We start from the raw sequence: 13,132 nt of genomic DNA on the forward strand, positions 1-13,132 counted from the left end.
CCGACCTGCTCGCCGAGTACGGCCTCGACGCCGCCGGCATCACCGCCCGGCTGCGCCAGGGGATCGCGGACAGCCAGCCGGCTTCCTCCGCCCAGGGCCAATACGTCGGCGAGTGACACCCGCTAACCGAACAAGCCGGCCCCGGGTGTCCGCGGGACCGGCCGCATGTAGACTGGTCCCCGGACCGGCCGCGCCGGCCCGGGGCCACCTGTTGCTTTCCACCCAACCGGAAGCGCCATGACCGGCCAACGGATCCTCTTCGCGGTACACGATTGGGGCCTGGGCCACGCCACCCGCGATCTAGTGCTCATCCGCGGGCTGCTCGAAGCAAATAACGAGGTGGTGGTACTATCCACCGGGCGAGCCCTGCGCTTGTTGCAGGAGGAGATCGGCGACCGCTGCGAGCTCGTGGAGCTGCGGGACATCCCCAAGCCGCTGAGCCGCCGGCCGGCGGCCTTCTACGTCAAGATGAGCCTAGCCCTGCCGCTGGTGTTCGCCACCTTCGTGCGCGAGCGCCGCTTCGCCCGGGCCCTGGTGGCCCGCAAGGGGATCGACCGCATCGTCTCCGACAGCCGCTTCGGGGTGGCCCTGCGGGAGGTGCCCAGCTACTACGTCTTCCACTCCCTGCGCCAGATCATTCCGGGCCGGCCGTATTACCTGGAAAAAATGGTGGAGTGCGCCCAGAAGGGGCTGCTGTCGCGGGCCCGGCGCATCCTGGTCCCGGACGAGCCGGAAAACGGCCTGTCCGGCGAGCTCGCCCACGACCTGTCCTGCGACTGGGGCGACCGGCTGCGCTACATCGGTGCGCTATCAAGCGTGTCGGCCCAGGCTGGGCAAACGGGGGTAGACTATTTCATCAGTATTTCGGGCGCCGAGCCGCAGCGGACTCTTTTTGAGGAGCGGGTCCTGGCCCAGGTAGCCGACTTGCCGGGGCGGGTGGTGGTGGCCCTGGGCAAGCCCGACAGCGAGACCAGGAAACCCGACCAGGACCGGGTGGTCATCTACAACTACCTTAACCGCCAGGACCAGCAGGCGATGATGAACCGGGCCCGCCTGGTGATCTGCCGCTCGGGCTACACCACACTGATGGAGCTGGCCCAGCTCCACAAGCCGGCCCTGTTCGTGCCCACGCCGGGCCAGAGCGAGCAGGAGCACCTGGCCGATTACCACTGCCACCGGGGCCACACCTACGCCGTCAGTCAGAACGACCTGGACCTGCCCAGGGACGTCGCCGAGGCCGAGCGATACCCGGGCCTACCTCGCATTCGGCCGCCTGAGGATTCAGTTCGGCGGTTCCTGGACGCCATCTCCGACTGATCCCTTGAGCTCGCCCCGCAGCAGGAAGGCCAGGGTGCCGCAGATCAGCCAGACCGAGCCGATCCATACGAGGCGGAAGCCGAGGACAGCGGCCAGGCCCTCGTTGATCCCGTAGCCCCAGGCCTGAGCGGCGCCCAGGCCCACCGCCTCGATAAGCCCCATCTGGGTGAGCACGCTGCCCAAGAACAGGGTAACCAGCAGGCCGGCGAAATAGATGGTCAAGCCCTGCTGGAAGGACAGGTCCAGGCCCTGGGACCGCCCGATGATGGCCAGCCCGACCCCGAGACCGGTCAGATAGACCAGGGTCAACAGCGTACCCAGGCCCAGGTACCGGACGGTGCTCAGGGCACGCAGGCCGTTGACCAGATCCAGCAGGCCGTGGGCTATGGGTCCGAGGAACCGCCCTCGGAAGCCGTCCAGCCGCCGGCGCAGCGCCACCGAGGTCACCACCAACGCCATCACCCCCAGGTGGAGCCCGATAAGCACTACCAGGGCGGGCTGCAGCCACTGCCACCCGGGGATCCCCAGGGCCGCCAGCACCGCCATGACCACCACCGTCTCCAGGATCAGTAGAACCGTGGTTGCCGCCGACGAGCGTCCCGGCTGGGCCTGGCCCATGCGGCTCAGCAGGTAGTTGGAGGCGTAGGTCCCGGCCGGGAGCTGCAAGGTCATCTCCCCCACCGCATAAGCCAAGAGAAAGGGCCGCCACGGCACCGGGAATCCCAGCCCGTGCAGCAGTAGTCGGAAAACTAGCCCCTTAAGAACCAGGTAATAGACGGCACAACCGGCACACAGCAGAACCGCCACAGCGCTAATTTCCCGAATGCGACCAAACACCTGGGGCAGGTCGGAGATGCTCAGGACAAAGGCCAAAAGGGCACCCGCCAGCAGAGTGGGCAGCAGCACCGAAGGCTGCAGCAGGGTCCGAAGCCACCGGGGCCATTGGGGGTGACGGTCCACGTCGTACCTCGGGGATGACCAGTCAGGCATGGGGGGCGATGGCCGTCATGGAGTCCCCGGGCCGAGAACCGCGCGGGCTCGCGGATCGAAAGTCGGGATGCCCCCAGAAGGCAGCCAGCTCGGCAAACTCGTTGGCCGCGTAACGGAGACGTCCCGCCGGACTCCAGGGATCGGGCTGCCCTACTCCCTCCGGGCGCAGCCGGTAGCCTCCGCCCTCGGCAACCATCAGATTGTAGCGCAGGCAGAAGCCAAGGAAGCCCTCGAGCCGATCCCTGCGCCGTGCCGATTCCTCCAGCAAGGGATCCAAGGGGGAACCCAGGGCCTGCAAGGTTTCAGCCTGCCCGGCGACCTGGCAGTCAAGCTCGGCGGCAGTCACATTGCGCTCCGGGGCTGCCCGGTCGAGAAGCAGGGCACTAGCGACCTGGGAGAGGGTCAGGACCTGGCGGGCGCTCAGGGCCTCCCGAAGCTCGCGCTCCGACTCGGCCCGGTCCCTGCCGCGCACACCGTGAAGCTCTTCCCCCATTACTAGGAAAATACGCGGTTGCTGGAGGGTTACATCGTCGTACAGGATTCCCAGGGGCAGCACGGCGAGATCCGGCCCCCCTGCCTTTAGCAGTCGGTGGGTGCCTTCTCGAAACCGCCCCGATCGCCCGTCCGGGGATATGGCTCCCTCCGGAACGAAATGGACCGGTTGCCCCTGCTGCAATTGTTGGGCTACCTCGCCGATCTGAGCCACCACCGTCTGCCGCTCGTAGGGCTTGAGGCGACGGAAGAAGCTCAAATTCAGCCGCCGAAGGCCGTAGGGCGACTCCAGCACCGACCAGTACCGCCGTGATCGGGCCTCCCTAACCCGGTGAGGCCCATCCTCCCTTGGGCTCATTCGTCGGAACCGCGCAACCCACGCGGGCTTGAGCACCTCGTCCAAGGGAAGGTCCCCGAATGTCTGGTAGACATCATCCAGGACCTCGCCCAGGGTCTGCTCGGAGAACCGGCGCATGGGGTGGACATTCATGGCCCGCACGAATCGCGCCAGCGAAAACCAACCCACAAGGGTCCGAATCCAGTCCGGCCAGGAAGTCATATACCGCCGCAGGAACCCCGGCCGCATGAGGTCCTCCCGGGCGACGAAATGCGGGAGAGGCCCGGTAAAGCGCAGCCCCTTGCGGGCGAGCAGCATGGTGGCCACCAGCGGACCGTCGGTGTCGCGGCGGTGGTTGGTGATGATCAGGGTGGGCCGCCCTGGCCGATAGTGGCCGCGGCCAGAACAATGGATGAGGTGCTGACGATGCAAGATCAGATCCAGCAACAGCTTCGTAGCATATCGCCCAATCGAGCTTGGCAATCGAGGCAGTCGCCTTCGGGACCGGATCGCCATGGGGAGGGGGCCTTTCTGCGCGTACGAACCGAATCGGGAACTTGCACTGGCGTCTGCCATCTACGAAAGCAGAAGGGATCTTTCTCTGCCCTTTTGGCAGCTTTGGCTGCTTTTCCTCCACCCGCCATTGCGGTCACCCTGATAGGTATGATGAAGCCAACTTCCTGGATCCTGCCAGTCTTATTCGCCCTTTTCCTTCTTCCGGCCCCGACCCAAGCCGGATCCGGTTCCCTGGATCAGGCCCGGACCCTTTTCCAGCAAGGCAAGTTCAAACAAGCCCAAGCTCGCCTGAAAGAGGCCCGAAGCCACAGCGCCGACAAAAGCACGATCCCCTACTACCTCGGTCGCATTGCCTTGCACAACCACGAGCGGGCGAGGGCGGTGGATCTCCTGCAACAGGCCGTCGAAAAGGCTGGGGACCAAGCGGACCATCATTATTGGCTGGGACGGGCCTACGGAGAGCGGGCCAAGCACGCCAACATTTTCCAGCGCGCCTACTTCGCCAGCCATACCAAGAAAGAGTTCAAGAAGGCGGTTGAAGCCGATCCGGACCACGTCCACGCCCGAGTCGCCCTGGTCATGTACACCCTCCAGGCTCCCGGTGTCCTCGGTGGCTCCCGGGCGGAAGCGGAAGCCCAAGCCAAGGCGGTGGCCCAGCGCAATCAGGTAGCGGGTCTGCGGGCCCGTGGTTTGCTGCAGGAACAGGCGGGGAACCCGGACAAGGCCCTGTCCCTTTATCGCGAGGCGACCCGAATCGCCCCCGACCGCAATCCCCCTCATCGCTGGCTAGCGGGGCTCCTGCGGAATCAAGGGCGTTACCAGGAGGCCTTCGCCGTCTACGAGGACCGTATGAACGCCGACCAGCCGGACCGGGTGGCCTTTTACGAATTCGCCCTTACCGCGGAAAAAGCCAACCGCCGGCTAGAGGAGGCGGAGGAGCGGCTGCATACCTATCTAGAGCGCGGTTCAGCACCCGAACAACCCTCTCGCGCGGACGCCCTGGTATTGCTGGGTCAAGTCCTGGAAAAGCAAGGGCGGATCGGCCGCGCCCGCACCGCGTTGCGCAACGCCCTGAACCGTGCCCCCGAGCACCCCCGAGCCGAGGCAGTCCTGGAACCTCTCAAGGCGGGCCTGTAAGCCCAGCGTTCCTCCCTCAGCGATCCCCCTCTGCAGAGGGGCCGGTAACGCTACGGCCATAGGTCCTCCCCTTCCAACGGGAGCGCACACCTCGCCAGTACCGCCAGGCCGACGTCCAAGTCATGGCCAGGAAAAGGGTACCAGCCAAGGGCAAAGTCAAAGACCACCACCGGGACCGCCCATAAAAGGCCAAGGTGGGGCTATACACGGCCGCCATGGCAAGAATCCCCAGCGCCCCGCCGATCGCCCAGGTGAACTGGCCCCCAAACACACCCCAGACCAGGCCCAGCGAAGGTCCCCAGAAAACAGCCGCCATGGCCAAGGTTGCCAAGCCCAGTAGGGCGGCCGAGTACCCCAGCTGGGTAAAGGCCGTGCGCGCCACCATGGCCCACACCTCCCCCAGCCGTTGGTAAGGGCGGAGGCTCCGCACCGACCGCGTCAAGCCCAGCCACAAGGGGTAGCCCTGGTCCTTGATGCGCCGGGCCAAAGCGCAATCGTCGATGACGGCGCTGCGGAGGGGGGCGAAGCCACCGGCATCCTCCAGGGCCTGGCGGTCCAGGAGGAGGCAGCCCCCCGCCGCGGCCGCCACCCGAGAGTCCCTCCGGCTCACCCGGTCGAAAGGGTACAGCACCCGGAAGAAAAACAGGAAGGGCAGGATCAGCAGGCGCTCCCACTTTCCCTCGGTGCGCAGGGCGGCCATGAGGGATACCAGTCCGGCCCCCTCGTGCTCCAGCCGGTCCCGGAGCACCGCCAGCATTCCCGGGGCCATCTCGATATCCGCGTCCATGAGCAGCAGATACCGTCCCCAGGTTCGTGCCCGGCCTTGCTCCAGGGCCCAGACCTTACCCGACCAGCCTTCGGGCAGGGGTTCCCCGGGCACTACCGCCAATTCCGCCTCTCCCGCCGCTCGGGCCGCCTCGGCGGTGCCGTCCCGGGAGTGGTCGTCAACCACTACAATGGCCAGGCCTTCCCCCTGAGCGGCCAGGGAAGCCAACGCCGTCCCGATATAGGGCGCCTCGTCCCGGGCCGGTATAACCGCTGTGATATCACTCAAGTCGGCACCAGCCATCTCGGAATCGGCCTCCAACCGCGGCCGGGCACGCCAGGGCTGTCCCGGGAAGGCCCACAGGCCCACCCACACAGCGGCCCCCAGTCCGGCAACCAGCTCGATCAGGATCTGCATGAGCCTCCCTGTTTTGGCCGAAGCGGTTCAGGAGCCGCCCCACGGGCCTGGGATCCTTCTCCGGCAACAACGGGCGGTCAAGGGGCGCAACATGGCCCCCCAAAATGCCCGGGCCATACCGACAGGTCGAGAGGTAAGGCCACCTTTGCCTCAATGCTTCCGCCCCGGAGGCCCAGCCGAGCCGCTTGGAACTCCCGGGAAACGGATCAACCGAACAAAAGTACCCGGGGTAGAGGCCAAACCGGTACAATGATAGCTTCCCTACCCATGACGCAGCCCCAGACCGATCCGCTCACACGTTTTCACGAATGGCTAAGGGAGGCCGAGGCCCACGAGTCCGTCAATCCCAATGCCATGAGCCTGGCCACCGCCAACTCTGACGGCTTGCCTTCGGTGCGTATGGTCCTGCTCAAGGAAGCGGACGAGCAAGGTTTCGTGTTCTACACCAATCTGGAAAGCCGCAAGGCCCAGGAGCTAGAAACCAACCCCCGGGCCGCCCTGTGCTTCTATTGGAAGTCTCTGGGCCGCCAAGTGAGGGTAGAGGGCCCGGTGGAACCGGTCAGCGAGGTGGAGGCCGACGCCTACTTCGCCAGCCGGCCCCGAGGCAGCCAGATCGGAGCCTGGGCTTCCCACCAAAGCCAACCCTTGGCGAGCCGCAGCGAGCTCAAGCGAGAAGCGGCGCGCTACTCGGTCCGCTTCGGGGTGGGGGCGATCCCCCGACCCCCTTATTGGTCCGGCTATCGGGTCTTTCCCCAATGGATCGAGTTCTGGGAAGAGCGCGCTTTCCGGCTGCACGACCGCATCGCCTACCATCGCCAAGAAGGCGGAGGCTGGGAAGCTGAGCGCCTTTACCCCTAGCCGGCCCCCGTCCCAGGCGCCCCTTCCCTATTCCACGAGGTCCGGGAGGCAAAGACGCTCCGGGGGTGACCCGGCTAGGCGCTTAGGTTGCAGTACGCTCGGGGGACTGCCCGGATTGACCGACGCCGCAATCTAGGCAAAGAGGAAACTTCACCACCCCTCCCCAAAGCCCGATCGAAGGAGCTATCCCATGAGCCAAGAGCATCAGAACGCCCATGCCGAGCACGAGATTGACGCCGAGGACCATTTCCGGTGGAGCGCCGAGCACATGCACGCCCTCGCTGTCCTCCGGCAGGCAGAGGCCCAGATCTATCGCCACGAGGCGACCATCCAACGGCATCGGCTGGAAATCATGCGTCACGAGCAGGGCGCCGGCGGAGCGGAAATGGAGCAGAGCCACGAAAGCCTCCAAAAACGCCACGAGGACAGCTCGGAAAACCACGACCAGCTTCTCAAGGCCATCCTGGATTTGGAGCGCTGTGTCTCCGGTTAGCCCGGCTCGCTCAGCCGGTCCCGACACACCGTACCATCCTCAATCACGCCGGCATCGAGGATTGTCTTTTCTCCCCGACCGCGGGTTGGGCGTTAGCATGCACGCCCGACTTCCTCGGATTCTGGCCTGGTGCCGGTAACAAAACACCGACTAGCTGAAATTAAAATTGAAAAACGATCTGCCAGGGAATAGGCACCACCTCCCCGTGCCACGCCAAGGTATCGGTCTACCGCCACGCTGGTTCCCCCTCGAAAGGGTTCCCTCCCCTCCTTGCGGATTACCTGTGGTGAGATCATTCACCCGCAGTGGCCAGAGCCCCGCCGGGCACGGGGACCGCCGGCCACTGCCCCGCGGGCGAACTGGGCCGAAAGGGTATTTCCGGGCTATCCTCAGGCATCGTGAACCACTCGAGAGGGAAACCGGTTGAAAGCTATCGTCCATTCGCCCACCGACCTTGGGGACCAAGTCCAAGAAATGTTGGGCAATAGCGTCACTCGCCACTTGGCGGACACCCTTGCCGAGGCGGCTTGGGAGGAAGCGCTGGAAGCGGGCTATAAACCCGGAGATGATTGGGAGCCCTTCCTAGCCGCAATCGATTGGCGGGCTCGGGCGGCGGACCGAATCGCCTCCAACATTCAGTCCAAAGCTCGCCGAGCCCGTAATTAGGGGAATCATGCTCACGGTTGGCCAATGCTCAAATCACCAGTATGGGGCACCTAGAAACAAAATCCCGGCTACCCACGGAGCATTTTCCAGGCGGGTTTACCCGGGTTGCACCTTTGCTGACTCCGCCAACTTAGCCACCGAGGACCGAAGAAAGAGTAGGCCATGGACGCGGATCAACTCTTGGATGATCTTTGGGACAACCGGGTCCCCGTCGATGTGGAACGGATCGCCAGCCATTGGGGCGTGGAGGTGGTGCGCGGAGACGATGGCGAGGGCCTGACCCAGATCGAGAGCAAGGCAGGGAGCGGCGTCCAGTTCCGTGTTCCCTTGGGGGAATCCGGCGAGGATCAGCGCCTCCGGATTGCTCACGCCATGGGACGCCTGCTTCAGGTGGTCCGTGGCGAAACCCCCGAGAATCCCGACGCACAAGCCCAGGGGGAGGCTTTGCAGATCCTGATGCCCGTAGCGGTTATGACCTATCTGTTTCGGGAACGAGGGATCCGGGACCCGGAGGCTCTGGCCAGAACCCTCCAGGTCGCTCCCCAGCTGGTCCAGATTCGGCTAAAACAGGTGGGGCTTGTCGCCGCCGAAGAACCCGGCTAAGCTCGCAGGCAAGCGCCCGTAGCTCAGTTGGATAGAGCGCGAGACTTCGGATCTCGATGTCGCGGGTTCGAATCCTGCCGGGCGCACCAAACGGTCTGGAAGACTTATGGGATCCGGGACCTTCCTGGGCTGGTTGAGCGCTCTGGTCGGGTAACTGGCCAAGAAACGGCGACACCTTCCGGATTCCTGATCACCGTACCCCAAATGGTGCCATGGGCTATCTTGGCCTGGGCTGGCTTCGCAGCTGATCCATCGAAGCCGACCGAATTGGGAACAAACCCCGGCGCTTTACTCCCAGGCCCCAATCAGGGCAAAAAAAGCCCGACCTTGCGGTCGGGCTTTTTAAGTTTCTGATAATTTGGTGCGCGATGCAGGACTCGAACCTGCGACCTTCGGCTCCGGAGGCCGACGCTCTATCCAACTGAGCTAATCGCGCGTATTGAGGCTGGAAAGGGTAGCCCCGAGACGGGGTTCCTGTCCAGCAGGAGACGGCTCACCCCTCCTCGTCCACCCGGACGCGGCGGATGCCGGTGCAGGCGCCTGTTTCCTCGTCAACCTGGGCCAGGATGGCGTTGAGCTCGGCCGGACCGCTGGCTGCCTCGAAGCGCTCGGGGAGCTTGTGGACCATGCGCTTGAGGACGTTCTCCTTCTTGATGCCTATGACCGAGTCATAGGTTCCCGTCATACCCGCATCGGAGATGAAGCCGGTGTGACCCTTGAGAATGCGCTCGTCGGCCGTGGGCACGTGGGTATGGGTGCCCACCACCACGCTCGCCCGACCGGCCAGGTGCCAGCCCATGGCCCACTTCTCGGACGTGGTCTCACAGTGCATGTCCACGAACACGGTCTTGACATTCTCGGGCTTGTCGGCGAGGGCCCGGTCGGCGGCCTGGAAGGGGCAGTCCACCGGGTCCATGAAGACCCGACCCATGAGGTTGAGGACACCCACGGCGTGGCCGGTGGCGGACTCAAAGACGTACCAACCGCGCCCGGGGGTGGTGGCCGGGTAATTATGGGGCCGGAGAAGGCGACGCTGGCGGCCGATGTAGGGCTGGGTCTCCTTCTTGTCCCAGATGTGGTTGCCGGAGGTGATGACATCGGCCTTGGCCAGGATCTCCTCGCCCATCTCCTCGGTTAGGCCGAAGCCTCCGGCGGCGTTCTCGCCGTTGACGATAACCAGATCGGCCTCGAGCTCCTGCCGGAGCCTGTCGATATGGTCCCGCAGGACGCGCCGGCCCGGCTTGCCGAAGATGTCGCCGACGAAAAGGATATTCATCAGATTGGGTTCCCTGGTGCGTTACGTGCTGCCCTTGCCGACCGCTTTCCGGTACAGCAAAAGGGGACCGGCGTTGCGGTCCCTTCTGGATGAGGCTTTGATGGGTACGGCCGGGGAAAGTTTCGCCCGTTTGCAACCGCGTCCTAGTGCGCCACCTCGGTGGCCCGGGTTTCGCGGATCACGGTGACCTTGATCTCGCCCGGATAGGTGAGCTCGTCCTCGACCTCGTGAGCGATCTTGCGCGACAGCATGAACGCCCCCTGGTCGTCCATCTCTTCCTGCTTGGCGATCACCCGCAGCTCGCGGCCGGCCTGCATGGCGTAGGCATAGGCCACGCCCGGGAAACGCCCGGCAATGGCCTCGAGGTCCTCAAGGCGCTTGATGTAGCTGGTCATCTGCTCGCGACGAGCCCCGGGACGGGCGGCCGACAGAGCGTCCGAAGCGTGGATCAGCGGTGTGTAGGGGGTGATGGCATCGACGTCGAAGTGATGGCCCTCGATGGCGTTGACCACCTCATCGGCCTCTTTGTACTTCCGGCCCAGATCGCCGCCGATGGGAGCGTGGCCTCCCTCGTGGTCGTGGTCCACTGCCTTGCCGATATCGTGCAGGATGCCGGCCCGGCGCGCCACTTCGGGATCGAGGCCGAGCTCGGAGGCCATGATGCCGGCGAAATGCGCCACCTCGATGGAGTGGTGGAGGACATTCTGGGTGTAACTGGTGCGGAACTTGAGCCGTCCCACGATTTTCACCAGGTCCTCCGGAACCCCGTGCACATCAGCCTCCAATAATGCGCTCTCGCCGGCCTCCTTGATCTCGGTCTCCATGGCCTCCTGCTGCTTCTTTACCGCGGTTTCGATGCGCTCGGGATGGATTCGGCCGTCCTCCACCAGCTCTTCGAGGACCCGCACGGCAATGGCGCGGCGCATGGGATTGAAGCAGGAGACCACCACGGCGCCGGGGGTGTCGTCGACTACGATGTCCACCCCCAACTCACGCTCCAGGGCCCGGATGTTCCGGCCTTCCCGGCCGATTATGCGGCCCTTCATGTCGTCGCTGGGGAGATTGACCACGGACACAGTTCGCTCGGCCACGTACTCGCCGGCCCAGCGCTGAATGGCCGTGGCCATGATGTCGCTGGCCTTGGCCTGGGCGTTGGCCTTGGCCTCGGCCTCCACCTCGCGCACGTACTGGTCCGCTTCCTTGCGGGCATCTTCCTTGAGGACCGCGACCAGCTCCTGACGGGCCTGCTCCAGGCTGTAACCGCTGACCTCCTCCAGCCGCCGCTTGCGTTCCTCTTCCAGACGCTGGAGCTCCTCGCGCTCGCGCTGTAGGTCCTTCTGAGTTTGCTCCAGCCGGTTCTCGCGCTCAACCAGATGGGTCTCCTTTTCGTCCAGGGCCTCCAGCTTGCGGACCACCTTGTCCTCGCGCTCCCGGCTCTGGCGCTCGCGCTCCTCGAGCTCCTGCTCGCGTCCCTCAACCTGCTGGAAGCGCTGCTGGGCCTCCTGATCCCGGGATGCCACCTGCTCCTGAACATGTCGGTCGAATTCCTTCTCGAGCTCATGGCGCTGATCCGTCAGCCGCCGCTCCATATTTTGGCGCAGCCGGGACAGCCGTATCTGCATGGCAACGCCCACGGACCCGCTGCCAGCGGCGAGCCCGAGGACGATTCCGATTATCCATTCCACGCTTTATCCTCCACGTCATTGGCTTTTCCGCCCCGCCGAATTTCACCCGCTCGGACGTAAAGGAGGGCGCAGCGTTCCACTCCCCAACCCCGAACCAAACGACCTGGCATAGCCTTCCCCCAAGTCATTCCCCCCGGCAATTAACAAGCCTTTGGCATTCATTCGCCTCCGCCCTAGCGGAATCCGCCCAGGTCGGGATACAACCTGGCTTCCGTGGCGATGCCATCGATGGCCACATCCCACTCCTCGGTGGGCAGCCAGTCGCGTTTCTGCAATTCCATGGCCAGGCCGAATACCCGCGGCCGACGCCAGGCCTTGAAGTGGCGGCGCTTTTCCAGGGTGCGGTCGTAGAAACCGCCGCCCATGCCCAATCGATGCCCTTCCGGGGTGAAAGCGACCAGGGGAGCATAGATGACATCGAGCATGCGCGGGGTCTCCCAGGACCGGCGGGGAACCTGGGGCTCGGGAATACCGAAGCGATTGGGCCGCAAGGGGGTATCCGGCTGGCACGGCGCGAAGGCCAGCCGCTCTCCCAGCATGGTGTCGATGACGGGCAGGTAACACCGCTTATGGAGGGCGCGGGCCCGCTCCATCAGGGGCCGCGGATCCAGCTCGCCATCGTTGGGCAGATAGAAGGCGAGCTTGTCGGCGCGATGAAAGGCGCCGGTTCGCGCCACGAGCCGGCCGGCCGCTTCGCTGCGCTGCCGGACCTGACGCGGAGCCAGGTCCCGCCGGGACCGGCGCACTTCGGTCCGGATACGCTGCTTCTTGGCCGCAGCCGATTCGTTATGCATAAAAACATCCCCCGCGGACGTCGCTTCGCCGCGTATTTGAACCCCATCTCAACAAGTGGGCGCCCCGTTAGCGCTTCCGGAACCCGGCAGGCGGGTTCTCTTCCACGCCAAGTGGGGGCTCCCTGGGTTCAAAAGTGTTGGTTCAAGTTACGCTTCGGCGTCGGCGAACACCGCAGGGGATGTATTCGAAAAATCGTGTTTTCCCGGCTGGCGCTCCTGCCTACCCCGTCCGGTCGGGCTCTTCGTCGAGCAGCCGCTGCACCATCTCCAGCATGCGCGAGGTGCGGGCGCCGGCTTCCTCCGTTTCCTGGCTATGTCGCTGTTGAAGGTCAAACAGCTCGTTGGCGATGTTCAGGGCGGTAAGTACAGCGATGCGATCGGTTCCCAAGGCGGCCCCGGACTCTCGCACTTCCCGCAGGCGCTCGTCCACAAACCGGGCAAGCTGCTCAAGCCGCTCGCGCTCGCCTGGGGGACAGCGAACCGCATACTCCTTTCCCAGGATGACGATGGGGACGGTATCGCTACCTTCGCTCATTCATTCGCCGCCCGCAATCGCGGAATCGACCCGGTCGATCAGACTATCCACCCGCTCACGAAGCTGGTGGCGCTCCGTTTCCAGATCGCGATTGGTCCGCTCCAGGTGCTCCACCTTCTTGCGGAGCACCTCGGCCTCCTCGACCTCGTTTCGGAGGCGATCCCTCTCCGCACGAAGCGCCTCCATCTCGCGAGCCAATCGGCCCAGCTCGGCCTCGAGCTGCGCCAGCCTATCAAGCACGTATTCCCCT

General features: G+C 64.9%; 13 protein-coding genes, 2 tRNA genes and 1 other RNA gene. 6 read left to right on the forward strand and 10 right to left on the reverse strand.

Annotation, left to right across the window (positions count from 1 at the left end; all coding sequences use genetic code 11):
• The first annotated feature begins 237 nt into the window (after positions 1-237).
• The gene (locus tag V5A19_RS02800; RefSeq protein ID WP_332319584.1) at positions 238-1,317 is read left to right on the forward strand and encodes a glycosyltransferase; all 1,080 of its coding nucleotides are present in this window, start codon (positions 238-240) and stop codon (positions 1,315-1,317) included.
• Here V5A19_RS02800 and V5A19_RS02805 read toward each other — a convergent pair.
• Together V5A19_RS02805 and V5A19_RS02810 are read right to left on the reverse strand one after the other, a co-directional pair.
• Entirely contained in the window at positions 1,282-2,277 is a 996-nt protein-coding gene (locus V5A19_RS02805; protein WP_332319583.1) for a lysylphosphatidylglycerol synthase domain-containing protein, read from the reverse strand. The two genes, V5A19_RS02800 and V5A19_RS02805, sit on opposite strands and share 36 nt — an antisense overlap.
• 22 nt (positions 2,278-2,299) lie before the next feature.
• Positions 2,300-3,568, reverse strand: coding sequence for a hypothetical protein (locus V5A19_RS02810; RefSeq protein ID WP_332319582.1), 1,269 nt, complete (start codon positions 3,566-3,568; stop codon positions 2,300-2,302).
• A gap of 234 nt (positions 3,569-3,802) precedes the next feature.
• Here V5A19_RS02810 and V5A19_RS02815 point away from each other — a divergent pair, with 234 nt between their 5' ends.
• Positions 3,803-4,789, forward strand: a complete 987-nt coding sequence (locus V5A19_RS02815) for a tetratricopeptide repeat protein (protein WP_332327697.1) — start codon at positions 3,803-3,805, stop codon at positions 4,787-4,789.
• 16 nt (positions 4,790-4,805) lie between these two features.
• Here the strand turns inward: V5A19_RS02815 and V5A19_RS02820 are convergent, their stop codons facing one another.
• Positions 4,806-5,972, reverse strand: coding sequence for a glycosyltransferase (locus tag V5A19_RS02820; RefSeq protein ID WP_332319580.1), 1,167 nt, complete (start codon positions 5,970-5,972; stop codon positions 4,806-4,808).
• 267 nt (positions 5,973-6,239) lie between these two features.
• Here V5A19_RS02820 and pdxH point away from each other — a divergent pair, with 267 nt between their 5' ends.
• From pdxH to V5A19_RS02840, 4 genes are all read left to right on the forward strand, one after another.
• Positions 6,240-6,830 (forward strand): pyridoxamine 5'-phosphate oxidase, encoded by a 591-nt coding sequence (pdxH, locus tag V5A19_RS02825; RefSeq protein WP_332319579.1) that lies wholly within the window; start codon positions 6,240-6,242, stop codon positions 6,828-6,830.
• A gap of 190 nt (positions 6,831-7,020) precedes the next feature.
• Positions 7,021-7,323: a hypothetical protein gene (locus V5A19_RS02830; protein WP_332319578.1), complete on the forward strand. Its 303-nt coding sequence runs from the start codon at positions 7,021-7,023 to the stop codon at positions 7,321-7,323.
• Positions 7,324-8,151: 828 nt separating this feature from the next.
• On the forward strand, positions 8,152-8,592 hold the full coding sequence (locus V5A19_RS02835; RefSeq protein ID WP_332319577.1) for a hypothetical protein: 441 nt from the start codon (positions 8,152-8,154) through the stop codon (positions 8,590-8,592).
• Positions 8,593-8,604: 12 nt separating this feature from the next.
• Positions 8,605-8,681, forward strand: a tRNA-Arg gene (locus V5A19_RS02840).
• Between the two features lie 270 nt (positions 8,682-8,951).
• Here the strand turns inward: V5A19_RS02840 and V5A19_RS02845 are convergent.
• The 7 genes from V5A19_RS02845 to V5A19_RS02875 form a co-directional block, all read right to left on the reverse strand.
• Positions 8,952-9,028 (reverse strand) — tRNA-Arg (locus V5A19_RS02845).
• Between the two features lie 57 nt (positions 9,029-9,085).
• A complete protein-coding gene (locus V5A19_RS02850) occupies positions 9,086-9,868 on the reverse strand; it encodes a TIGR00282 family metallophosphoesterase (protein ID WP_332319576.1) in 783 nt (260 codons plus the stop codon).
• 143 nt (positions 9,869-10,011) lie between these two features.
• Positions 10,012-11,553 (reverse strand): ribonuclease Y, encoded by a 1,542-nt coding sequence (gene rny / locus V5A19_RS02855; RefSeq protein ID WP_332319575.1) that lies wholly within the window; start codon positions 11,551-11,553, stop codon positions 10,012-10,014.
• 173 nt (positions 11,554-11,726) lie between these two features.
• Positions 11,727-12,347, reverse strand: a complete 621-nt coding sequence (locus tag V5A19_RS02860; RefSeq protein WP_332319574.1) for a 5-formyltetrahydrofolate cyclo-ligase — start codon at positions 12,345-12,347, stop codon at positions 11,727-11,729.
• A gap of 4 nt (positions 12,348-12,351) precedes the next feature.
• Positions 12,352-12,529: non-coding RNA, 6S RNA (gene ssrS, locus V5A19_RS02865), on the reverse strand.
• Positions 12,530-12,567: 38 nt separating this feature from the next.
• Positions 12,568-12,882: a cell division protein ZapA gene (locus V5A19_RS02870; RefSeq protein WP_332319573.1), complete on the reverse strand. Its 315-nt coding sequence runs from the start codon at positions 12,880-12,882 to the stop codon at positions 12,568-12,570.
• Positions 12,883-13,122 carry a hypothetical protein gene (locus tag V5A19_RS02875; protein WP_332318228.1) on the reverse strand — a complete coding sequence of 80 codons (240 nt, stop codon included), beginning with the start codon at positions 13,120-13,122 and terminating at the stop codon, positions 12,883-12,885.
• Between the last annotated feature and the right edge of the window lie 10 nt (positions 13,123-13,132).

This window comes from Thiohalorhabdus sp., from assembly GCF_036628635.1.
Lineage (GTDB): Bacteria > Pseudomonadota > Gammaproteobacteria > Thiohalorhabdales > Thiohalorhabdaceae > Thiohalorhabdus.

Coding starts and splice junctions, on each gene's coding strand:
- V5A19_RS02800 (WP_332319584.1), top strand. CDS start 238: ATGACCGGCCAACGGATCCTCTTCGCGGTACACGATTGGGGCCTGGGC.
- V5A19_RS02815 (WP_332327697.1), top strand. CDS start 3,803: ATGAAGCCAACTTCCTGGATCCTGCCAGTCTTATTCGCCCTTTTCCTT.
- V5A19_RS02820 (WP_332319580.1), bottom strand. CDS start 5,972: ATGCAGATCCTGATCGAGCTGGTTGCCGGACTGGGGGCCGCTGTGTGG.
- pdxH (WP_332319579.1), top strand. CDS start 6,240: ATGACGCAGCCCCAGACCGATCCGCTCACACGTTTTCACGAATGGCTA.
- V5A19_RS02830 (WP_332319578.1), top strand. CDS start 7,021: ATGAGCCAAGAGCATCAGAACGCCCATGCCGAGCACGAGATTGACGCC.
- V5A19_RS02835 (WP_332319577.1), top strand. CDS start 8,152: ATGGACGCGGATCAACTCTTGGATGATCTTTGGGACAACCGGGTCCCC.
- V5A19_RS02850 (WP_332319576.1), bottom strand. CDS start 9,868: ATGAATATCCTTTTCGTCGGCGACATCTTCGGCAAGCCGGGCCGGCGC.
- V5A19_RS02860 (WP_332319574.1), bottom strand. CDS start 12,347: ATGCATAACGAATCGGCTGCGGCCAAGAAGCAGCGTATCCGGACCGAA.
- V5A19_RS02870 (WP_332319573.1), bottom strand. CDS start 12,882: ATGAGCGAAGGTAGCGATACCGTCCCCATCGTCATCCTGGGAAAGGAG.